The sequence below is a fragment of the Streptomyces sp. NPDC002386 genome (assembly GCF_053593175.1).
The window spans coordinates 248,945-270,825 of record NZ_JBSFBX010000009.1 but is presented as its reverse complement, the minus strand read 5'-3'; the positions used below and the strand labels follow the sequence as shown (position 1 = coordinate 270,825).

The following is a 21,881-nucleotide window of genomic DNA, read 5'->3' as shown; positions in this document are numbered from 1 at the left end:
GGTCAGGCGGCCTCTTCCTCGACGGTCTCGACACCGGCGTCGATGTCCTGGGAGGCGTCGAGTCCGAAGGTGTGCGCCGGGCTCCAGTGCAGGACGACCTCGGCACCGGGGACCAGCCGCCCGTCGCGCTCGACGTTCTGGACGTAGACCGCGAGTTCGTCGCAGACGGGGCTGTCGATGACGTACTGCGTGGAGACGCCGATGAAACTGGCGTCGGCGATCCTGCCGGTGAGGCGGTTGCGGCCCTCGGGGATGGAGCCGGCGTCGTCGGCGTGGGTGAGGGCGATCTTCTCGGGGCGGATGCCGACCAGCACCTTGCCGCCGGCCGTCGCCGGGGCGGAACACCGCGCCCGGGGCAGCACCAGCTTGCCGCCGCCGGCCTTGAGGACGATGTCGTCGCCGTTCGTGGTGCCGACCTCGGCCTCGATCAGGTTGGAGGTGCCGAGGAAGTTCGCCACGAAGGTCGTGCGCGGGTTCTCGTACAGGTCGCTGGGCGCGCCCAGTTGCTCGACCCGGCCGGCGTTCATCACCGCGACCGTGTCGGCCATCGTCATGGCCTCCTCCTGGTCGTGGGTGACGTGCACGAAGGTGATGCCGACCTCGGTCTGGATGCGCTTGAGCTCGAGCTGCATCTGGCGGCGCAGCTTGAGGTCGAGGGCGCCGAGGGGCTCGTCGAGGAGGAGCACCTTCGGGTGGTTGATCAGTGCGCGGGCCACCGCGACCCGCTGCTGCTGGCCGCCGGAGAGCTGGTGAGGTTTCTTGCGGGCCTGCTCGCCGAGCTGGACCAGCTCCAGCATCTCCTCGACCTGCTTCTTCACGCTCTTGATACCGCGCCGGCGCAGGCCGAAGGCGACGTTCTCGAAGATGTCGAGGTGCGGGAAGAGGGCGTAGGACTGGAAGACCGTGTTCACGGGCCTCTTGTACGGCGGCAGGCGGGTGACGTCCTGGTCGCCGAGGTGCACGGTGCCGGAGGAGGGCTCCTCCAGGCCGGCGATCATGCGCAGGGTGGTCGTCTTGCCGCAGCCGGAGGCGCCGAGCAGGGCGAAGAAGGAACCCTGCGGCACGGTCAGGTCGAGCGGCTGCACGGCGGTGAAGCCGTTGTCGTAGGTCTTGCTGATACCGGAGAGGCGGACGTCGCCGCTGGTGTCTGTCGTCATGGTCGTCACGCCCCTGTGAGCTTCGCGAACTTCTCTTCGTAGGCCGTCTCTTCCTTCTGGCTCAGGGAGCGGAAGGAGTGCGACTTGGCCTGCATGGCCTTGTCGGGAACGATCAGCGGGTTGTTCGCCGCGTCGTTGTCGATCTTCGCAAGGTAGGGCTTCACACCGTCGACGGGAGTCGCGTAGTTGATGTACGCGGCCAGCTCGGCGGCCTGCTGCGGCTCGTAGTAGAAGTCGATCAGCCGCTCGGCGTTCGTCTTGTGGCGCGCCTTGTTGGGCACCAGCATGTTGTCGGTCGACGTCATGTAGCCGCTGTCCGGGATGACGAAGTCGACGTCCGGGCTGTCCGCCTTGAGCTGGACCACGTCCCCGGCCCAGGCGACGCAGGCGGCGATGTCGCCCTTGGTCAGGTCCGAGGTGTAGTCGTTGCCGGTGAAGCGGCGGATCTGGCCCTTGTCGACGGCCTTCTGGAGCCGGGCCGTGACCGCGTCGAAGTCGTCGTCGGTGAACTTCGCCGGGTCCTTGCCCATGTCGAGCAGGGTCATGCCGATGCTGTCGCGCATCTCGGACAGGAAGGAGACGCGGCCCTTGAGTTTCGGGTTGTCGAGCAGGTCGGAGACCGACTTCACCTCGATGCCGTCGAGCGCCTTCTTGTTGTAGGCGATGACCGTCGGGATGCCCTGCCAGGGGTACGAGTAGGCGCGGCCGGGGTCCCAGTCGGGGTCGCGGAACTGCGGCGACAGGTTGGTGTAGGCGTGCGGCAGGTTGGACGGGTCCAGTTTCTGGACCCAGCCCAGGCGGATCAGCCGGGCGGCCAGCCAGTCGGTGAGGACGATCAGGTCGCGGCCGGTGGCCTGGCCGGCGGCGAGCTGCGGCTTGATCTTGCCGAAGAACTCGTTGTTGTCGTTGATGTCCTCGGTGTACTTGACCGTGATGCCGGTCCGCCGGCGGAACGTCTCCAGCGTGGGGTGCCGCTTCCCGCTGTCGTCGACGTCGATGTACTCGGTCCAGTTGGAGAAGTTGACGACCTTCTCCTGGGCCGAGTGGTCCTGGGCGGACGTGCCGCCCTGGGTCTTGCCCGCGGCGGGGATGCCGCAGCCGCTCAGCGCCCCGAGGCCGCCGACCGTCAGCGCGCCGCCCGCGGAGGCGCGCAGCAGCGACCGGCGGGTCATCGCGGCCCTGCCGTTGCGCAGACTGCGCCGCATGGCGGCCGCTTGGGGCGGGGTCAGGCGGTCGGGCTCGTACTGCTCCATGCGCGTGGTGCCCTTTCGGATGGGGTCGGCCTGGTCGGGCCTGTCGTTGCTAGCGGTCCCCGAACACGGTGCGGTGCCAGTCCTTCCTGGCCACCGCGGTGTTGTCGAACATTACGTGCTTGACCTGCGTGTACTCCTCGAACGAGTACGCGGACATGTCCTTGCCGAAGCCGGAGGCCTTGTAGCCGCCGTGCGGCATCTCGCTGATGATCGGGATGTGGTCGTTGATCCACACACAGCCGGCCTTGATCTCGCGGGTGGCGCGCCCGGCCCGGTAGACACCACCGGTCCAGGCGGAGGCGGCCAGGCCGTACGGGGTGTCGTTGGCCAGCCGGAGGCACTCATCATCACTGTCGAACGGCAGGACGACCAGTACCGGGCCGAAGATCTCGGACTGGACGATCTCGCTGTCCTGGGCCGCGCCGGTGACCAGGGTGGGCCGGTAGTAGGCGCCCTTGGCGAGGTCCCCCTCGGGAGCCTCGCCGCCGGTCACCACGCGCGCGTAGCCGCGGGCCCGGTCCACGAAGCCGGCGACCCGGTCGCGCTGGGCGTGCGAGACGAGCGGACCGAGGTCGGTACCGGGCGCGAACGGGTCGCCGAGCCGCACGGTCTCCATGAGCGCGGCCGTCCGCTCCACGAAGGCCTCGTACAGCGGTCGCTGCACGTACGCGCGCGTGGCGGCCGTGCAGTCCTGGCCGGTGTTGATGAGCGCGCCGGCGACGGCCCCGTTGGCGGCCGCCTCCAGGTCCGCGTCGTCGAAGACGACGAAGGGCGCCTTGCCGCCCAGTTCCAGGTGGAGGCGCTTGACGGTGGCGGTGGCGACCTCGGCGACCCGCCTGCCGACGGCGGTGGAGCCGGTGAAGGAGGTCATGGCCACGTCGGGGTGGCCGACGAGGTGCTCGCCCGCCTCCCTGCCGGTCCCGGTGACGATGTTGATCACACCGTCCGGGATGCCCGCGTCCGTGGCGGCCTGCGCGAACAGCAGCGAGGTGAGCGGGGTCAGCTCGGCGGGCTTGAGCACGACGGTGTTGCCCGCGGCGACGGCCGGGAGGATCTTCCAGGCGGCCATCTGCAGCGGGTAGTTCCAGGGCGCGATCGATCCGACGACACCGATCGCCTCGCGCCGGACGTACGACGTGTGGTCGCCGGAGTACTCGCCGGCCGCCTGCCCCTGCAGATGACGGGCCGCGCCGGCGAAGAAGGCGGTGTTGTCGACGGTCCCCGGCACGTCGAACTCGCGGGTGAGCTTCAGCGGCTTCCCGCACTGCAGGGACTCGGCGCGGGCGAACTCCTCGGCGCGCTCGGCGAGCACGGCGGCGAACCGGTGCAGGGCGTCGGAGCGCTCACCCGGGGTGGCGTCCGCCCAGCCGGGGAAGGCCGCGCGCGCCGCCGCGACGGCCGCGTCGACGTCGTCGGCGCCGGCCAGGTCGTAGGTGTACACCTCCTCGCCGGTGGCCGGGTCGACCACGGTGTGGGTACGGCCCGAGGTGCCCTTGGTCAGCCGGCCGGCGATGAACTGCGCGCCGTCCGCGAGGCGGTCCTGGGCGGGAAATCGTTCCGGGGTGGTGGTGCTGCCCGGGTTGTGCATGTCGCTCTCCTCCGCCGTTCGTCCCGGCCCTTGGGGGGTGGGTGGCGTAGCTCCAGCTCGATTTGAGTGCCGATCCTGACAGAGGCGGTGCACTCCAACAAGTGATTCCGTTGTTGCCTTTTGGTTACGCGACGAAATCTGTCGACCAGGTGTCGAGTCGGCGCGGGCTGCAGTCGACATGCTGCTCCGCAGCGGGGGCCGGACGGAGTGTCAGTGGTGCGTGCCACACTGGCGTGCATGGGGAAGATCGACGGGGTGGAGGCCCTGATCAGGGAGGTCCGGGCCGGAGCCCGGGTCAGGTACCTGCACTTCTGGGGGCACCGGCCGCTTCCGGACGGCCGGATCGGCGCGAGCTGCCTGAGCCAGTGGTGGCCGTCACCCTTCGTGGTGGAGGGCGTCCGTTACGCGACGGCCGAGCACTGGATGATGGCGCGGAAGGCGCGGCTGTTCGGGGACGCGGAGGCCGAGCGCCGGGTGCTGGCGGCGGAGCATCCCGCCGAGGCCAAGAAGGCGGGGCGGCTGGTCCGCGGTTTCGACGAGGCGATATGGGAGCGGGAGCGCTTCCGGATCGTGGTCGAGGGCAGTGCGCACAAGTTCGCCGCGCACGCCGGTCCGGCCGCGTTCCTGCGCGGCACCGGCGACCGGGTCTTGGTGGAGGCGAGCCCCGTGGACCGGGTGTGGGGCATCGGCCTTGCGGCCGGCGACGAGGCGGCGTCCGACCCCGAGCGCTGGCGGGGCCCCAATCTGCTGGGGTTCGCGCTGATGGAGGCGCGCGACCGGCTCGCCGCGTCCGCGCGCTGAGCGCCGGGCGGCCCGGCCGGGCCGCCCGGGGCCGGGATCAGCCCCGCGTCAGCACGGGTGCCGACACCAGGGGCGCGGAGTTGTAGTACGGGTCATCGTAGTCGCTGTCGTGCTTCTTGTCCTCGTTGACGGCCATCACGATGGCGAACACGAGGAAGGCGACGGCGGCGAGGCCGATGATGATCCCGATGATGCCCGTGATGAAACCGGCCTGGGCCTGGCCGTGGTTGGTGGCCTCGCCCCGCTCGGCCCGCTTCTTGCCCTTGACGCCGAGCACCACGGCTATGACGCCGAGCACCATGGACACCACGCCGTAGAGGCAGAACAGGCAGATGGACAGGATGCCCAGCACCATCGCCGCGGTGCCCATGCCGTTCTGCGGGCCCATCGGCATGCCGGGCCAGCCGTATCCCTGCTGCGGGTAGGCGGGGTAGCCGTAGCCGCCCGGGGCGGCGGGGGCCGGGCCGCCGGGCGCGGCCGGCGGGGGCGGCATGGCGGACTCGGTCCAGCCCTGGGCCGGTGGCGGCGGCGGTGCGGGCGGACCGTAGCCCGGCGCGCCGAAGCCGGGGCCCGGCGCGGAGATCATGGTGGCCTGGTCGTGCACGGACGGCTGCGGCGCCGGCGGCTGCTGCGGACCGGCGGCCGGGGGCTGCGGGGGCTGGTCCTGCGCGGGGGGCTGCTGCGCGGGGGGCTGCGGCCCGGACGCCCCGGGCCGCGGGCCCTTCTCCAGCGAAGGCTTGCTCTCGGGCGGCGCCCACGGGTCGAAGCCCCCGCCCCCGCCTGCGCCCTGCTGTCCCTGGTCCGCCACGTCCCCGCCCCTCGATCGATGGTCAGGCCATGGTAAAGCGTCGTTTCCGCGGCCCCGCGCCGGGTCGTCGTTCCCCCGGGCGGCGCGGGCACCCCCGCCGGCCCGGCCTACGATGACCCCCGAATCACCGATCAGCCGATCACCCGCGCCCGGACCACGGATCTCGGTCCGCGGGCGCCGTTCCCGGGGAGGAACCCTTGACCGACCGCAGCGCCGCATCCCGCTCGGTACCCGCCGCCGGCACGCCCGACCGCGATCTGCACGCCTTCATCGCCGGACTGCCCAAGGCCGAACTGCACGTCCACCACGTCGGCTCCGCCTCCCCGCGCATCGTCTCCGAACTGGCCGCCCGCCACCCGGACTCCAAGGTCCCCACCGACCCCGAGGCCCTGGCCGACTACTTCACGTTCACGGACTTCGCGCACTTCATCGAGGTGTACCTGTCCGTGGTGGACCTCATCCGCACCCCGGAGGACGTCCGGCTGCTGACCTACGAGGTGGCCCGCGACCTGGCCCGGCAGCAGGTGCGGTACGCCGAGCTGACCATCACCCCGTTCTCCTCGACCCGGCGCGGCATCGACGAGACGGCCTTCATGTCGGCGATAGAGGACGCCCGCAAGGCGGCCGAGGCCGAGTTCGGGACCGTGCTCCGCTGGTGCTTCGACATCCCCGGCGAGGCCGGTCTGGAGTCCGCCGAGGAGACCGCCCGGCTGGCCACCGACGACCGGATCCGCCCGGAGGGCCTGGTGTCGTTCGGACTCGGCGGCCCCGAGATCGGCGTACCGCGCCCGCAGTTCAAGCCGTACTTCGACCGGGCCATCGCCGCGGGCCTGCACTCCGTCCCGCACGCCGGTGAGACGACCGGCCCGGAGACGGTGTGGGACGCGCTGACCGAGCTGCGCGCCGAGCGCATCGGTCACGGCACCAGCTCCGCGCGCGACCCCCGGCTGCTCGCCCACCTCGCCGAGCACCGCATCCCGTTGGAGGTCTGCCCGACCTCCAACATCGCCACCCGCGCGGTCGCCACCCTGGACGAGCACCCGATCAAGGAGTTCGTCCGGGCCGGCGTGCTCGTCACGGTCAACTCCGACGACCCGCCGATGTTCGGCACCGACCTCAACAACGAGTACGCGGTGGCCGCGCGCCTCCTGGAACTCGACGAGCGCGGGCTGGCCGGCCTGGCGAAGAACGCCGTCGAGGCCTCCTTCCTGGACGCGGCGGGCAAGGCGCGCGTCGCCGCCGAGATCGACACCTACACCGAGGCCTGGCTCGCGCCCTGAGGCCCTGGGCGCAACGCCGCCCGAAGCACTGCCCTTGGGGGGCGCCCCGCACAATGGGGGCCATGCAGACCGTGACCGCCGTGGCCCACCGCGGCGCCCCCTACCGCTTCCGCGAGAACACCCTCGACTCGCTGCGCTGCGCGCCCGGCCTGGGCGCGGACGCGGTCGAGATCGACGTACGGCTCACCCGCGACGGCGTCCCCGTGCTGCTGCACGAGGAGACGCTGGAGCGGCTGTGGGGGCACCGGCGGCCGCTGCGCTCGCTGTCGGCCGCCGAGCTGAAGGGGCTCACGGAGGGCGGGGTGCCCACCCTGGAGCAGGCGCTGGCCGCGACGGACGGCGGCCGGGTGATGGTGGACCTGTGCGGCCGGGTCGACCGCCGGACGGTGCGGGCGGTCATGGACGTCGTCCGGCAGAGCGGGGCCGGGGACCGGGTGTACTACTGCGCGGGCGCCGAGGCCATGCTCGCCGTACGGGCCGCCGATCCGGCCGCCGAGATCGCCCTGACCTGGACGACGCTCGCCCCGCCCAGGCCGGCGCTGCTGGACGCGGTGCGCCCCCGCTGGCTCAACTACCGCTTCTCCCTGGTCGACCGGGACCTGGCGGCCCGCGTCCACCGGGACGGCTACCTGCTGTCCGTGTGGACCCCGGACACCCGCCGCTCCCTGCGCCGGCTGCTCGGCCTCGGCGTCGACTCGATCACCACGAACCGTGTGGACACGCTGCACGCCCTGCGCGGCGGCGGCTGACCCGGCGCGAGGTCAGCCGGCGGGCACCGCGGCGGCGGCCGGCGTGGTGAGCGCCTCCAGCCGCTTGATCTTCTTCCGTACGACGTACAGCGGAAGGACGCCGATCACCCCGAAGGACATGTCGATCAGCGTCCACCAGAAGGGGATGCCGCGGACCGGACCGCACACGAGGGCGAGCGGGATGATCCCCGCGCAGGCGATCATCCCGAACTCGACGACCCAGATGTTGCGCACCGGGTCGCGGTAGGGGCCGTAGAAGGCGACCGCGATCACGAGGTGCGCGAAGGCCAGCCAGTCCGTGCCGTACAGCACGAACGGGTAGTCGGCGTCCACGGCGTCGAGCCCCTCGCGCACCCGGGTGATCCAGTCCATGAGCCCCGGCAGCAGTTCGGGGACGGACAGCGCCCGGAGTCCGGCCTCCGTCCAGCGCAGTTCGTGCACCAGCGCAAACGCGGTGGCCCCGCTGAGCACGAGGCACACGACGAAGACAACCAGCCAGACGCGGATGCCCCGGAGCAGGGCGGCTCTGTCGCTCATGGCGGCAGCGTACCCATGATTTGAACATGTTCAAAACTGCTTGGGGGCGAGAAATCCGCCGCCCGGTCAGGAATCGAGAAGCGCCGGGCCGGGGCGCGCGGCTAGCGTGCTGCCTGGACCGGGACCGGACGACGGAGCCGGGGACCGGGCCGGGCGGTGCCAGAGGGAACCGCGCGGGCGGCGCCCCCGACGGATGGAGACACGAAGAGCATGGGCACGAGGACGGACGCCACCCAGCAGCCTGCTTCGCACGTCGCCGACAGCCACGACCTGATCCGGGTGCACGGCGCGCGCGAGAACAACCTCAAGGACGTCAGCATCGAGCTGCCCAAGCGCCGGCTGACGGTGTTCACCGGTGTCTCCGGCTCGGGCAAGAGCTCACTGGTGTTCGACACCATCGCGGCCGAGTCGCAGCGGCTGATCAACGAGACGTACAGCGCCTTCGTACAGGGCTTCATGCCGACCCTCGCCCGGCCCGAGGTCGACGTGCTGGACGGGCTCACCACGGCGATCACCGTCGACCAGCAGCGGATGGGCGGCGACCCGCGCTCCACCGTCGGCACCGCCACCGACGCCAACGCGATGCTGCGCATCCTGTTCAGCCGGCTCGGGCGGCCGCACATCGGCTCGCCCAAGGCGTTCTCCTTCAACGTCGCCTCGATCAGCGGGGCGGGCGCGGTCACCGTGCAGCGCGCCGGGCAGACCGTGAAGGAGCGCCGCAGCTTCAGCATCACCGGCGGCATGTGCCCGCGCTGCGAGGGCCGGGGCACGGTCTCCGACATCGACCTCACCCAGCTCTACGACGACTCCAAGTCGCTGAGCGAGGGGGCGCTCGCCATCCCCGGCTACAAGGCGGGGGGCTGGAACCACCGTCTCTACAGCGAGTCCGGCTTCTACGACCCGGACAAGCCGATCAGCAAGTACACCAAGAGGGAGCTGCAGGACTTCCTGCACCGCGAGCCGACCCGGATGAAGATCGCGGGCATCAACATGACCTACGAGGGTCTGATCCCGCGGATCCAGAAGTCGATGCTCGCCAAGGACCGGGAGGCGATGCAGCCGCACATCCGGGAGTTCGTGGACCGCGCGGTCACCTTCACCACCTGCCCCGACTGCGGGGGCACCCGGCTGAACGAGGGCGCCCGGTCGTCGAAGATCGGCGGGATGAGCATCGCCGACGCCTGCGCGATGCAGATCAGCGACCTGGCCGCGTGGGTGCGCGGCATCGACGAGCCGTCGGTGGCGCCGCTGCTGGGGAAGCTGCGGCAGACCCTGGACTCGTTCGTGGAGATCGGCCTCGGCTACCTCGCCCTCGACCGGCCGGCGGGCACGCTGTCGGGTGGCGAGGCGCAGCGCGTGAAGATGATCCGCCACCTCGGCTCCTCGCTCACCGACGTCACGTACGTCTTCGACGAGCCCACCGCGGGTCTGCACCCGCACGACATCCAGCGGATGAACGAACTCCTGCTGCGGCTGCGGGACAAGGGCAACACGGTGCTCGTCGTGGAGCACAAGCCGGAGCTGATCGCGATCGCCGACCACGTCGTCGACCTCGGCCCCGGCGCCGGTACGGCGGGCGGCGCCGTCTGCTTCGAGGGCACCCTGGAGGGCCTGCGGGCCAGCGGGACGCTCACCGGCCGCCACCTCGACGACCGGGCCGCCGTCAAGAAGGCGGTGCGCGAGCCGACCGGCACCCTGGAGATCCGCGGGGCGTCGGCGAACAACCTGCGCGACGTCGACGTCGACATCCCGCTCGGGGTGCTCACCGTCGTCACCGGTGTCGCCGGGTCCGGCAAGAGCTCCCTCGTGCACGGCTCGATCCCGGCCGGCGCGGGCGTGGTGTCGGTCGACCAGACCCCGATCCGCGGCTCACGGCGCAGCAACCCGGCCACCTACACCGGGCTGCTCGACCCGATCCGCAAGGCGTTCGCCCAGGCCAACGGCGTCAAGCCGGCCCTTTTCAGCGCCAACTCCGAGGGCGCCTGCCCCACCTGCAACGGCGCCGGCGTCGTCTACACCGACCTGGCGATGATGGCCGGCGTCGCCACCACCTGCGAGGAGTGCGACGGCAAGCGGTTCGAGGCGTCGGTGCTGGAGTACCGCCTCGGCGGCCGCGACATCAGCGAGGTGCTGGCGATGCCGGTCTCCGAGGCCGAGGAGTTCTTCGGCGCCGGCGAGGCGCGCACCCCGGCGGCGCACCGCGTCCTCAACCGGCTCGCCGACGTCGGGCTCGGCTACCTCACCCTGGGCCAGCCGCTCACCACCCTGTCCGGCGGCGAGCGCCAGCGCCTGAAGCTGGCCACCCGCATGGGGGACAAGGGCGGCGTCTACGTCCTCGACGAACCCACCTCCGGCCTGCACCTCGCCGACGTCGAGCAGTTGCTGGGCCTGCTCGACCGCCTCGTCGACTCCGGCAAGTCGGTCATCGTCGTCGAGCACCACCAGGCGGTCATGGCCCACGCCGACTGGATCATCGACCTCGGACCCGGCGCCGGCCACGACGGCGGCCGCGTCGTCTTCGAAGGCACCCCGGCCGACCTCATCACCGCCCGGTCGACCCTGACGGGCGAGCACCTGGCGGCCTACGTCGGCGACGACGGGAAGAACTGAGCCCTCCCGCACCGCCCTTGTGCGGTGCGGCCTCCGCTCCCGGGCACGCGTTTAGCGCGTCCGGGAGCGGTGAGACGCACGGAATGCCGCACTCCGAGGTCAGGACGACGGCCGCCGGCGCGAGACCGGCCGACGCCGTGAGACCGGCCGGCGACGGTGCCGCGGGGACGCCCGCGCCCGCGCCCCGAACCGGTCACGAACCGCCCGCCCACCGCGACGCGTTCTTCGACAACGCGAAGTACCTGGCGATCGTCCTGGTCGCGATGGGACACGCCTGGGAGCCGCTGCGGTCGGAGAGCCGTGCGGTCAGCGCGCTCTACATGTTCGTCTACACCTTCCACATGCCGGCGTTCATCGTCGTCTCCGGCTACTTCTCCCGCACTTTCGTGGCCAGTGCGCGGAACATCAGGCGTCTCGTCACCGGTGTGGTGGTCCCCTACGTCCTCTTCGAGACGGCGTACACCTGGTTCACCCGGTGGACCGACGGCGTCCCCGGCCGGCCGGTCAGTCTGCTGGACCCGCTGTACCTGACATGGTTTCTGGCCGCCCTGCTGATCTGGCGGCTGACCGCCCCGATCTTCAGGAGCGTGCGCCATCCGCTGCCGCTCGCCCTCGGTGTGGCGGCGCTGGCGACCCTGTCCCCGTCCATCGGCAAGGACCTCGACCTGCAGCGCGCGCTGCAGTTCCTCCCGTACTTCGTGCTGGGCCTGTGCCTGAGGCCGGAGCACTTCCGGCTGGTGCGCCGCCGCCGGGTGCGTGCCCTCGCCGTGCCGGTGTTCGCGGGCGCCCTCGCCTTCGCCTACTGGGCGGTGCCGCGCGTGGACAACGCGTGGCTCTTCCACCGTTCCGCCGCCGTGGCCTTCGGGGTGCCCGCCTGGTACGGCCCCGTCATGACCATGGCCCTCTTCGGCTGCTCCGTGACGCTGACCGCCTGCTTCTTCTCCTGGGTACCCGGGCGCCGCCTCTGGTTCACCACCCTCGGCGCGGGCACGCTCTACGGCTATCTGCTGCACGGTTTCTTCGTGCAGGCGGCGAACCACTGGCACTGGTCCGACCACCGCTGGTCCCACACCGTCGTCGGCGGCATCACCGTCTCCGTGATCGTCGCCGCCCTGGTGACCGCGCTGTGCACCCCGCCCGTCCGGCGCGTCTTCCGGTTCGCGGTGGAACCGAGGATGGACTGGGCCTTCCGGCCGGCTCCCCTGGAGTCGCGCTAGGGGGTGTCTCCCCGGTCTTCGTGGATCAGGCCGCGGCGATCGGGGAGACGCCCCCTAGAGCCCCACGATCGTGTTCCAGCGCTTCGCGAGTTCCGGGCGTTCCGTGGAGGTGATGTCGCGGGCGACGGCGAGGCGTCCGCGCATCGTGGAGTCGGGGAAGATCAGGGGGTTGCCGGCCAGGGCGGCCGTGTCCTTGTCCCTGGACGCGGCCAGGACCTCCCTGGCGGCCGGGACGGGGCAGACGTAGTTGACCCAGGCCGCGAGCCGCGCGGCGACCTCGGGTTCGTAGTAGTAGTCGATCAGGCGCTCGGCGTTGGACTTGTGGCGGGCCCGGTCCGGGATCATCAGGGAGTCCGACCAGAGTTCGGCGCCCGACTCGGGGACGACGAAGCGGATGTCGGGGTTGTCCGCCTGGAGCTGGATGACGTCGCCGGAGTAGGCCTGGCAGGCGAGGACGTCACCGCTGACCAGGTCCTTGGTGTAGTCGTTGCCGGTGAAGCGGCGGATCTGGCCCCGGTGGACCTCCCGTTCCACCCGGTCGCAGACGCGGTGGAAGTCGTCCGTGGTCCACCGGGTGATGTCCACGCCGTCGCCCTGCATCAGCAGCGCGAACGCCTCGTCCAGTCCGGAGAGCAGGGTCACCCTGCCCTTCAGGTCGCTCGCCCAGAGGTCCGCCACTCCCCGGATCTCCCGGCCCAGCCGGCGGCGGTCGTAGGCGATGCCGGTGATGCCGGACTGCCACGGCACCGTGGACCCGCGGCCCGGGTCGAACGCGGGGGAACGCAGCAGCGGGTCCAGGTGCTCGGCGACGTTGGGCTGGCGGGAACGGTCCATCCGCTGCACCCAGCCGAGCCGGACGAACCGCGCGCACATCCAGTCGCTGACGACGATCAGGTCGCGTCCGGTGCGCTGGTGGTTCATCAGCGCGGGGCTGATCTTGCCGAAGAACTCGTCGTTGTCGTTGATCTCCTCCGTGTAGCCGACGGAGATCCCGGTGTGCTTCTCGAAGGCGTCGAGGGTGGGCCGCCGGCTCGTGTCGTCGTCATCGGTGTCGATGTACAGCGGCCAGTTCGCCCAGGTGAGCCGGCGGTCGGAGGCGGACTCGTCGGTCACGGACCGGTCGCCGGGCTCGACGTAGGCGGCGGGCACCCCGCAGCCGGCGAGGGTGCCGAGCGCGGCGGCGCCGGTGAGCGCGCGCAGCAGGGAACGGCGGGACGGGGCGGGCGGAGGAGTCCGGGTCACCCCGGCAGGATGCCGTCGCCGTGCGCGCAGCGGCAATTGACGGTGCGTCGAGCGGACCGGGCCCCACCCGACACCCTGTCCACCGGCGTCGCGGCCCCGCACGCACGCGGCCCCGGACGGGGAGGTGTCCCGTCCGGGGCCGCGCGTGCCCGGGGGCCGGGCGTCGGGAGCTCTACGCGTCGAGCGACGTCATCACGTGCTTGATCCGCGTGTAGTCCTCGAAGCCGTACGCCGACAGGTCCTTGCCGTAGCCGGACTTCTTGAAGCCGCCGTGGGGCATCTCGGCGACCAGCGGGATGTGGGTGTTGATCCACACGCAGCCGAAGTCGAGCTTCTTGGACATGCGCATCGCGCGGCCGTGGTCCTTCGTCCACACCGAGGAGGCGAGGGCGTACTCGACGCCGTTGGCCCACTCGACGGCCTGGTCCTCGTCCGCGAAGGACTGGACGGTGATGACCGGGCCGAAGACCTCGTTCTGGACGATCTCGTCGTCCTGCTTCAGGCCGGAGACGACGGTCGGGGCGAAGAAGTAGCCCTTGTCGCCGACCTGCTGGCCGCCGGCCTCCACCTTGGCGTGCGCGGGCAGCCGCTCGATGAAGCCGGCGACCTGCTTGAGCTGGTTGGGGTTGTTCAGCGGGCCGAAGAGCACGTCCTCGTCGTCCGGCTGCCCGGTCTTGGTCTCGGCGGCGGCCTTGGCCAGCGCGGAGACGAACTCGTCGTGGATGGACTCCTGGACCAGGACGCGGGTCGCGGCCGTGCAGTCCTGGCCGGCGTTGAAGAAGCCCGCCACGGAGATGTCCTCGACGGCCTTGGCGATGTCGGTGTCCTCGAAGACCACGACGGGAGCCTTGCCGCCCAGCTCCAGGTGGACCCGCTTGACGTCCTTCGCCGCGGACTCGGCGACCGACATGCCGGCCCGGACGGAACCGGTGATGGAGGCCATCGCCGGGGTCGGGTGCTCGACCATCATCCGGCCGGAGTCGCGGTCGCCGCAGATGACGTTGAAGACACCCTTGGGCAGGATCGAGCCGAGGATCTCGGCGATCAGCACGGTCGAGGCGGGGGTGGTGTCCGAGGGCTTCAGCACGACCGTGTTGCCCGCGGCGATGGCCGGGGCGAACTTCCACACGGCCATCATCATCGGGTAGTTCCACGGGGCCACCTGGGCGCAGACGCCCACCGGCTCGCGGCGGATGATCGAGGTCATGCCGTCCATGTACTCGCCGGCCGAGCGGCCCTCGAGCAGCCGGGCCGCACCCGCGAAGAAGCGGATCTGGTCGACCATCGGCGGGATCTCCTCGGAGCGGGTCAGCCCGGTCGGCTTGCCCGTGTTCTCCACCTCGGCCGCGATCAGGTCCTCGGCGCGCTCCTCGAACGCGTCGGCGATCTTCAGCAGGGCCTTCTGGCGCTCCGCGGGGGTGGTGTCGCGCCAGGCCGGGAAGGCCGCGGCGGCGGCCGCCATGGCGGCGTCCACGTCCGCCTGACCGGACAGCGGCGCGGTCGCGTACGCCTCGCCCGTCGCGGGGTTGACCACCTCGGTGGTCCGTCCGTCGGCGGCGTCCCGGAACTCACCGTCGATGTAGTTGCGCAGACGACGCAGCTCGGTGCTCACTGCCGGCCTCCTGATCTGGTTCGAGGGTTCGAGCTGTCCAGCCCGGCCAGCCGCTCCGGCTGTCCGAAGACTGAGACACCCCACCCTAATCGGCACGCCCACGTTTTCAACACCCCCGTCGCCACCTCTTCTGCGAAATCCGCAAGGTTCGGACTCGTAAACAACGAATTTCATCGCGACGGCCTTGCGAAACTGTCGAGACGTCGTGCACAGTGAGGCCGTGGCCAGTCGAAGCGCAGACCAGAGGGACTCGCCCCGCGAGTCCAGGAACGGCAACAGTCCCCAACTGGACGCCGTCTCCCTCGCCATCATCCAGCAGCTCCAGGAGGACGGCCGCCGGCCGTACGCCGCGATCGGCAAGGCCGTCGGCCTCTCCGAGGCGGCCGTGCGCCAGCGCGTCCAGAAGCTGCTGGACCAGGGCGTGATGCAGATCGTCGCCGTCACGGACCCGCTCACCGTGGGCTTCCGCAGGCAGGCGATGGTCGGGATCAACGTCGAGGGCGATGTCGAGTCGATCGCGGACGCGCTGACCGGCATGTCGGAGGTCGAGTACGTGGTGATGGCCGCGGGCTCGTTCGACATCCTCGCCGAGATCGTCTGCGAGGACGACGACCACCTGCTGGACGTCATCAACAAACGCATCCGGGCCCTGCCCGGCGTGCGCTCCACCGAGAGCTTCGTCTACCTGAAGCTCAAGAAGCAGACCTACATGTGGGGAACCCGATAACCGTGACCGAGAAGGACCTCAGCCGTACCGCGTACGACCACCTGTGGATGCACTTCACCCGCATGTCCTCGTACGAGAACTCCCCCGTCCCGACCATCGTCCGGGGCGAGGGCACCTACATCTACGACGACAAGGGCAGGCGCTACCTCGACGGTCTCGCGGGCCTGTTCGTGGTCCAGGCCGGTCACGGCCGCACGGAGCTCGCCGAGACCGCCTTCAAGCAGGCCCAGGAGCTGGCCTTCTTCCCGGTGTGGTCCTACGCCCACCCCAAGGCCGTCGAGCTGGCCGAGCGCCTGGCCCACCACGCCCCGGGCGACCTGAACAAGGTCTTCTTCACCACCGGCGGCGGCGAGGCCGTCGAGACCGCCTGGAAGCTCGCCAAGCAGTACTTCAAGCTGACCGGCAAGCCGACCAAGTACAAGGTCATCTCCCGCGCCGTCGCCTACCACGGCACTCCGCAGGGCGCCCTGTCCATCACCGGTCTGCCCGGTCTGAAGGCTCCCTTCGAGCCGCTGGTGCCCGGCGCGCACAAGGTCCCGAACACCAACATCTACCGCGCGCCGCTCTTCGGTGACGACCCGGAGGCCTTCGGCCGCTGGGCCGCCGACCAGATCGAGCAGCAGATCCTCTTCGAGGGCCCGGACACGGTGGCCGCGGTCTTCCTGGAGCCCGTGCAGAACGCCGGCGGCTGCTTCCCGCCCCCGCCCGGCTACTTCCAGCGCGTGCGCGAGATCTGCGACAAGTACGACGTGCTGCTCGTCTCGGACGAGGTCATCTGCGCCTTCGGCCGTCTGGGCACGATGTTCGCCTGCGACAAGTTCGGCTACGTCCCGGACATGATCACCTGCGCCAAGGGCATGACCTCGGGCTACTCCCCGATCGGCGCCTGCATCGTCTCCGACCGCCTCGCCGAGCCGTTCTACAAGGGCGACAACACCTTCCTGCACGGCTACACCTTCGGCGGCCACCCGGTGTCGGCCGCGGTGGGCCTCGCCAACCTCGACCTGTTCGAGCGCGAGGGCCTGAACCAGCACGTGCTGGACAACGAGGGCGCCTTCCTGCAGACCCTGCAGAAGCTGCACGACCTGCCGATCGTCGGCGACGTCCGCGGCAACGGCTTCTTCTACGGCATCGAGCTGGTGAAGGACAAGCACACCAAGGAGTCCTTCAACGACGAGGAGACCGAGCGCGTCCTGTACGGCTTCCTCTCCAAGGCGCTCTTCGACAACGGCCTGTACTGCCGTGCCGACGACCGCGGCGACCCGGTCATCCAGCTCGCCCCGCCGCTGATCTCCAACCAGGAGACGTTCGACGAGATCGAGCAGATCCTGCGCGCCACCCTCACGGAGGCGTGGACGAAGCTCTGAGCCTTCGGCGCGAGCCCGGATCATCCGACCGGATGATCAACACCGGCCCCGGTGCCGCCCGTTCGAGTGAGAACGGCGGCCCGGGGCCGTGTGCTGTCCGGGCTCCCGCGACGGGCTGCCTAGCGTGCCAGTGACCGATCGGCCCTGCCTTCGTTCACCCGGACGAGCGATCAGGCACGGGAAAACGGATCAGAACCGAGGTGTACGCCATGGAGGCCCCGCCGGACAACGACGTGCTCTGGGCACGCACCCTGCACTTCAGGCACCAGGACGGCTCCCCCGGTCTCGCCGGGGTCTCGCTCGGCGTGCGGGTGGGCGAGATCCTCGCCGTCGCCGGCCCGCGCGGCAGCGGCAAGACGACCCTGCTGCACTGCCTGTCCGGACTCCTCCCGGTGCGCGACGGCGAGGTCTGGTTCAACAGCTCGCCCGTGCACACCATGGGTCCGGCCGCCCGCGAGCGGCTGCGCCGCGACCACTTCGGCTGGGTCGAACCGGCCCCGGTGCTGGTACCGGAGCTGAACGTCTGGGAGAACACCGCCCTGCCCCTGATGCTGCGCGGCACCGGCCGGCGGCGCGCCAAGGTCGCCGCGCTGGAGTGGCTGGAGCGCCTCGACGCCGGCGAGCACGCGCGCAGGCACCCCCGGGAGCTCCAGCAGGCCGAACGCCAGCGGGTGGCCATCGCCCGCGCGCTCGCCCCGGGACCCACGGTCCTCTTCGCGGACGAGCCGACGGCCCCGCTGCACCGCGGTGACCGGGCGCATGTGCTGCGCACCCTCACCACGGCGGCCCGCTCGCACGGCATCACGGTCGTCCTGGCCACGCACGACGCCGACACCGCCGCCCTCGCCGACCGCACCGTCTCCCTGCTGGACGGGCGGCGGGTGCGGACCGTGCCGCTGCCGGAGGCCACGGAGACGGAAGGCCGGGCCGCGTGCTCGCTCTCCGTCTGACCCGCGCGGCCCGGCCCGCGGTACAGCTGCGCCGGCTACTGGTGACCGCGGCCTCGGCGGGCACCGGTTTCCTGCTGCTGTCCTCCCTCGGCTACGCGCTGGCCCGCCCCACGGCTGCGGGCGCGGCGGGGTCCAGGCTGGCCTGGTGCGTGGTGCCGCTCGCGGCCACGGTGTACCTCGCGCTCGCCGTGGCCCGCACGGATCCCGGCACCAGGCCGCGTCCGGGTCTGTCGGCGGTGGGGCTCGGCCCGGCGCGGCTGATGGCGGTCTCGGTCCTGACCACCGTGCTGTCCTGCGGCCTGGGCTCGCTGCTGGCGCTGCTGCTCTTCCTGCAACTGCGCGGCGACCTGGTGGGCACGCCCCTCGGCGGCGCGGCGGCCCGGTTCCTGGCCACCGACCGCTCCCTGCCGCTGCCCGCGGCGCTGACCCTGCTGACCGCGCTCCCGGCGCTCGCCGCCGCGGCCGTCGCGGTCGCCCTGCGGCCCCGGGACCCGCGCCCGCCGGCCGCCGCGCCGCGCCCACTGGGCCGCTTCGGCGCGTACGGCCACCCGGCGCCCCGGGAGACGTTCGGCTCGTACGGAAGGTTCGCGGCGCGGCCGCGCACCTCCGCGGCGACGCAGCAGGGCGCGCGGCCCCCCGCCGCCGGAGCCACCACCACGACGGCCGGCGAGCCCGAGCCGAACGGGGGCGAGGTGAACGGGACCGAGGTGAACGGGACCGAGGTGAACGGGACCGAGGTCCTGGACGCCGACGACGCCGGCGCCCTGAGCCGCCGGCCCTCCCCGGCCGCCGCCCCCGCCGGGCTCCCGTGGGGCATCTCGGCCGTCGCCTTGGGGCTCGCCGTGCAGGCCTACTCCGGCTGGCCCGCCACCACCCCCGCCCTCACCCACCTGCCCGCCGGGGCCGTGGGCGTCCTGGCCGGCTGGGTCCTCACCGCCGCCGGGCTCGTGCTGGCCGCTCCCGGCCTCACCCACCTCTGCGGACGCCTGCTGCAGTCCACCCGCCCGGGAGCGCTCCGGCTGCTGGCCGGCCGCGTGCTGATGGCGGAGGCCCCCCGGATCGGCCGGCCGCTCGGCGTGGCCTGCGCGGCCGTCTCCGCCGCCTATGCCATGACCGTGCTGTACCAGGGCCCGGCCGCGTCCCCCGGCCCGCTCACCGCGCTCGGCGCGCTCGTGGTCACCGGCTGCACCGTGGCGACGCTGCTGACCGCGGCCGTCGAGGCCCGTCAGTGCCGCGCCGAGACCACCGCCGCGCTGCTGCGGCTCGGCGCCCCGTCGGCGATGCTGCGCACCGCCGCCGCCCTGCGCGCGACCGTCCTGCTGGCGCTGTTCGGCCCGCTCACGCTGGCGCTCGCCCACCTCGCGGCGCCGGCGTCGGCCCGCTGAGACCCCGCGCCGGAGCCGGGCGGAAAAAAAATCACCGCCCGGCGATGAGTTCTCCCGCCGCCCGGGGTCCAACCCCCCGACAGCGGCGACCGCAGCCCAGGGAGGCACCCCGTGTACCAGCAGATGATCTTCGTGAACCTGGCCACCGACGACGTCGAGGCCTCGAAGAAGTTCTTCACCGAGCTCGGCTACTCGATCAACCCGCAGTTCAGCACCGAGGACTGCGCCTGCGTGGTGATCAGCGACACGATCGTCGCGATGCTGCTGAGCAAGCAGCGCTACGCCGACTTCACCAAGAAGGAGATCGCGGACTCCACCAGGACCAGCGAGGTGCTGATCTGCCTGAGCGCGGAGAGCCGCGAGAAGGTGGACGAGCTGGTCGACAAGGCGATCGCGGCCGGCGGCTCGGCGAGCGGTGACACCCAGGACCACGGCTTCATGTACGGCCGGTCCTTCGACGACCTGGACGGCCACTCCTGGGAGGTCGTGTGGATGGACCCGGCAGCGGTCCAGAGCTGACCCTTCCGGCCGGGCTCGCACACACGCACGCCTAGCATGGGCGGGTGGATCAGACACCCGCCCAGCCGCACCGAGCCGCCCACGACCGTGAGATCGAGTCCCTCGCCGAGTTCGACGAGGTGGTCACCGCGCACGGCTCACTGACCCGATTCCGCGTGCAGGCCGTCGATCTGACGGCACGTACGGAAGAACTGCTCACCGTCGACACCACGGACGCCGTCTTCCTCGGCTGCCCGATGGACCCCGAGGCCGCCGCGCACATCCGCTCGGCCGGCGCCCTGGTCTTCCCGCCCATACCGGGGCTCCCCTTCGATCCGTACCGCGGTTTCGCCTACACGCCTGACGAGTTGTTCGACTCGCTCGACGACGGCTACGAGGCGACTCCCGACGCACGGGCCTACGCCTGGTTCCAGCGCACCAAGGCGGACGGCGACGTCTTCGCCTCGATGCTGCGCGCCATCCACGACGACTCGGTCTCCGACTCCCTGGACGAACTCCTCACCGGCGCGCAGGTGGTGGGGGTCATGGGCGGGCACGCGATGGCCCGCGGCACGACGGAGTACGCGGGCGCGGCGCGGCTGGGCCGCGAGCTGACGCGCGCCGGGTTCACGGTCGCCACGGGCGGCGGACCGGGCGCGATGGAGGCGGCGAACCTCGGCGCGTACGCCGCGCCCTTCGCGGACGGCATGCTCGAGGAGGCGCTCCTGCTCCTCGCCAAGGCGCCGTCCTTCCGGCCGTCGGTCACCGAGTGGGCGCGGGCCGCCTTCGAGGTGCGCGAACGCTGGCCCGGTGGCGGGGAGTCGGTGGGCATCCCGACCTGGTTCTACGGCCACGAGCCGCCGAACGTCTTCGCCGCGCACATCGCCAAGTACTTCACCAACGCCATCCGCGAGGACGGCCTGCTGGCCCGCTCCACCGCCGGCGTGGTGTTCCTGCCGGGCGCGGCGGGGACCGTGCAGGAGGTCTTCGACAACGCGACGCCGAACTACTACGAGTCCCGCGGCGAGCCCACGCCCATGGTGCTGGTGGACGAGGAGCACTGGACGCGGCGGCTGCCCGCGTGGCCGCTGCTGCGGTCGCTGGCCGAAGGCCGGGCAATGGAGTCCCGAATCAGCCTGGTTGACCGGATCGAGCAGGCTCCCGAGGCGCTGAAACGTCTCCGCGGGCAATAAGCAGGTAAAGTCAACGGGCTTCACGGGCATATGCATTGACACTTCTTATGGAACGCTTATAGACCTGTGTGTCTCTTGGGGGTGCTGGGACCACGTCTCATCCATGTGCCTCAACTCCCCCGTTACCCCCCGCAGTTATGCACTCTGTAAAGGACAAACGTGTCCATAACTCGCCGTAACGCACGTCGTTCCGTGCGCATCCTGGGTGTCGCCTCCGCCTCCGCCGCGCTGGCGCTCGGTGTCGCCGGCCAGGCGCTCGCATGCAACATCAGTGAGTTCTCCGCCGAAGCCAAGTGCGACGGCGACAAGGGCGTCATCGTCGTCACCGACGTCGACTCCTCCGGCACCCCGGCCACCATCACGGTGTTCCGGAAGACCGACGCCGGTGAGACCCCGGTCGGCCAGCCGCAGGTGGTCAAGGGCTCCCGCGAAGGCGCCACGGTGACCTTCCAGGAGGACTGGAAGCCGAACGCGACGTACCGCATCCACGTCAAGACGGACCGGTTCAACGTCGACGAGGACATCAAGGACGGGCTGACGACCCCGGCCACGGCCTGCAAGAAGGAGGAGCCCTCCTCCCCGAGCGCGCCGGCCAGCCCGTCGTCGAAGCCGTCCCCGTCCGCCCCGGAGGAGTCCACCACGCCGGCTCCGTCGGCGTCGGAGAGCAGCACCGCCCCGGCGGGCACCTCGGACAACGCGCCGTCCCCGGCGGCCGGTGACTCCAACCTCGCCGAGACCGGTGCCAACTCCAACACCGGCATGATCGCCGGTGTCGCCGGCGCGCTGGTCGTCGTCGGCGGTGGCGCCGTCTTCTTCGGCATGCGCCGCCGTGGGGCGAAGAACGGCGGCTGACGCCCGACTTCGCACCCCCTGGTGCAGCACCGCGGCCCGTCCCCGTATCCCCGGG

Annotated in this window: 18 protein-coding genes and 1 pseudogene; 12 read left to right on the top strand and 7 right to left on the bottom strand. The window is 71.5% G+C overall.

Annotation, left to right across the window (positions count from 1 at the left end; genetic code table 11):
• Nucleotides 1-2 precede the first annotated feature (2 nt).
• From ACWCPN_RS20280 to ACWCPN_RS20270, 3 genes are read right to left on the bottom strand one after another with little or no spacing between them, the layout of a single operon-like run.
• The gene (locus tag ACWCPN_RS20280; protein ID WP_199212200.1) at nt 3-1,166 is read right to left on the bottom strand and encodes an ABC transporter ATP-binding protein; all 1,164 of its coding nucleotides are present in this window, start codon (nt 1,164-1,166) and stop codon (nt 3-5) included.
• The gene (locus tag ACWCPN_RS20275) at nt 1,163-2,410 is read right to left on the bottom strand and encodes an ABC transporter substrate-binding protein (RefSeq protein ID WP_451207889.1); all 1,248 of its coding nucleotides are present in this window, start codon (nt 2,408-2,410) and stop codon (nt 1,163-1,165) included. Before ACWCPN_RS20275 ends, ACWCPN_RS20280 begins: the two co-directional genes overlap by 4 nt.
• A 49-nt stretch (nt 2,411-2,459) precedes the next feature.
• Nucleotides 2,460-3,998, bottom strand: coding sequence for a gamma-aminobutyraldehyde dehydrogenase (locus ACWCPN_RS20270; RefSeq protein ID WP_451207886.1), 1,539 nt, complete (start codon nt 3,996-3,998; stop codon nt 2,460-2,462).
• A gap of 237 nt (nt 3,999-4,235) precedes the next feature.
• On the opposite strand from ACWCPN_RS20270, the gene ACWCPN_RS20265 reads away from it, so the two are divergent.
• Nucleotides 4,236-4,799, top strand: coding sequence for an NADAR family protein (locus ACWCPN_RS20265; RefSeq protein WP_451207883.1), 564 nt, complete (start codon nt 4,236-4,238; stop codon nt 4,797-4,799).
• 37 nt (nt 4,800-4,836) lie between these two features.
• On the opposite strand, the gene ACWCPN_RS20260 is transcribed toward ACWCPN_RS20265, so the two are convergent.
• On the bottom strand, nt 4,837-5,607 hold the full coding sequence (locus ACWCPN_RS20260) for a DUF4190 domain-containing protein (protein ID WP_451207880.1): 771 nt from the start codon (nt 5,605-5,607) through the stop codon (nt 4,837-4,839).
• A 123-nt stretch (nt 5,608-5,730) separates the two neighbouring features.
• Between ACWCPN_RS20260 and ACWCPN_RS20255 the strand changes: the two are divergent.
• Both ACWCPN_RS20255 and ACWCPN_RS20250 read left to right on the top strand, forming a co-directional pair.
• Nucleotides 5,731-6,887: pseudogene (locus tag ACWCPN_RS20255) on the top strand (adenosine deaminase).
• A 62-nt stretch (nt 6,888-6,949) separates the two neighbouring features.
• On the top strand, nt 6,950-7,636 hold the full coding sequence (locus ACWCPN_RS20250) for a glycerophosphodiester phosphodiesterase (protein WP_451207878.1): 687 nt from the start codon (nt 6,950-6,952) through the stop codon (nt 7,634-7,636).
• 12 nt (nt 7,637-7,648) lie between these two features.
• Here the strand turns inward: ACWCPN_RS20250 and ACWCPN_RS20245 are convergent, their stop codons facing one another.
• Nucleotides 7,649-8,173, bottom strand: coding sequence for a hypothetical protein (locus tag ACWCPN_RS20245; protein WP_451207875.1), 525 nt, complete (start codon nt 8,171-8,173; stop codon nt 7,649-7,651).
• A gap of 210 nt (nt 8,174-8,383) precedes the next feature.
• Here ACWCPN_RS20245 and ACWCPN_RS20240 point away from each other — a divergent pair, with 210 nt between their 5' ends.
• Together ACWCPN_RS20240 and ACWCPN_RS20235 are read left to right on the top strand one after the other, a co-directional pair.
• Nucleotides 8,384-10,783 carry an ATP-binding cassette domain-containing protein gene (locus ACWCPN_RS20240; protein ID WP_451207873.1) on the top strand — a complete coding sequence of 800 codons (2,400 nt, stop codon included), beginning with the start codon at nt 8,384-8,386 and terminating at the stop codon, nt 10,781-10,783.
• Between the two features lie 83 nt (nt 10,784-10,866).
• Entirely contained in the window at nt 10,867-12,000 is a 1,134-nt protein-coding gene (locus tag ACWCPN_RS20235; RefSeq protein ID WP_451207870.1) for an acyltransferase family protein, read from the top strand.
• 54 nt (nt 12,001-12,054) lie between these two features.
• On the opposite strand, the gene ACWCPN_RS20230 is transcribed toward ACWCPN_RS20235, so the two are convergent.
• On the bottom strand, nt 12,055-13,242 hold the full coding sequence (locus tag ACWCPN_RS20230; protein ID WP_451207867.1) for an ABC transporter substrate-binding protein: 1,188 nt from the start codon (nt 13,240-13,242) through the stop codon (nt 12,055-12,057).
• 172 nt (nt 13,243-13,414) lie between these two features.
• The gene (locus ACWCPN_RS20225; protein ID WP_199212194.1) at nt 13,415-14,854 is read right to left on the bottom strand and encodes a gamma-aminobutyraldehyde dehydrogenase; all 1,440 of its coding nucleotides are present in this window, start codon (nt 14,852-14,854) and stop codon (nt 13,415-13,417) included.
• A 205-nt stretch (nt 14,855-15,059) separates the two neighbouring features.
• On the opposite strand from ACWCPN_RS20225, the gene ACWCPN_RS20220 reads away from it, so the two are divergent.
• The 7 genes from ACWCPN_RS20220 to ACWCPN_RS20190 all read left to right on the top strand — a co-directional run bounded on the left by ACWCPN_RS20220 (nt 15,060) and on the right by ACWCPN_RS20190 (nt 21,826).
• On the top strand, nt 15,060-15,581 hold the full coding sequence (locus ACWCPN_RS20220; protein WP_351664264.1) for an Lrp/AsnC family transcriptional regulator: 522 nt from the start codon (nt 15,060-15,062) through the stop codon (nt 15,579-15,581).
• Nucleotides 15,566-16,948: an aspartate aminotransferase family protein gene (locus ACWCPN_RS20215; protein WP_451207863.1), complete on the top strand. Its 1,383-nt coding sequence runs from the start codon at nt 15,566-15,568 to the stop codon at nt 16,946-16,948. Before ACWCPN_RS20220 ends, ACWCPN_RS20215 begins: the two co-directional genes overlap by 16 nt.
• A gap of 209 nt (nt 16,949-17,157) precedes the next feature.
• Nucleotides 17,158-17,898 (top strand): ABC transporter ATP-binding protein, encoded by a 741-nt coding sequence (locus ACWCPN_RS20210; protein ID WP_199212192.1) that lies wholly within the window; start codon nt 17,158-17,160, stop codon nt 17,896-17,898.
• Nucleotides 17,880-19,283 carry a hypothetical protein gene (locus tag ACWCPN_RS20205; RefSeq protein WP_451207860.1) on the top strand — a complete coding sequence of 468 codons (1,404 nt, stop codon included), beginning with the start codon at nt 17,880-17,882 and terminating at the stop codon, nt 19,281-19,283. Before ACWCPN_RS20210 ends, ACWCPN_RS20205 begins: the two co-directional genes overlap by 19 nt.
• A gap of 111 nt (nt 19,284-19,394) precedes the next feature.
• The gene (locus ACWCPN_RS20200; RefSeq protein WP_199212191.1) at nt 19,395-19,802 is read left to right on the top strand and encodes a VOC family protein; all 408 of its coding nucleotides are present in this window, start codon (nt 19,395-19,397) and stop codon (nt 19,800-19,802) included.
• Nucleotides 19,803-19,846: 44 nt separating this feature from the next.
• Nucleotides 19,847-20,974, top strand: coding sequence for an LOG family protein (locus tag ACWCPN_RS20195; RefSeq protein ID WP_451207857.1), 1,128 nt, complete (start codon nt 19,847-19,849; stop codon nt 20,972-20,974).
• 159 nt (nt 20,975-21,133) lie between these two features.
• Entirely contained in the window at nt 21,134-21,826 is a 693-nt protein-coding gene (locus ACWCPN_RS20190; protein ID WP_451207855.1) for an LAETG motif-containing sortase-dependent surface protein, read from the top strand.
• Nucleotides 21,827-21,881 lie beyond the last annotated feature (55 nt).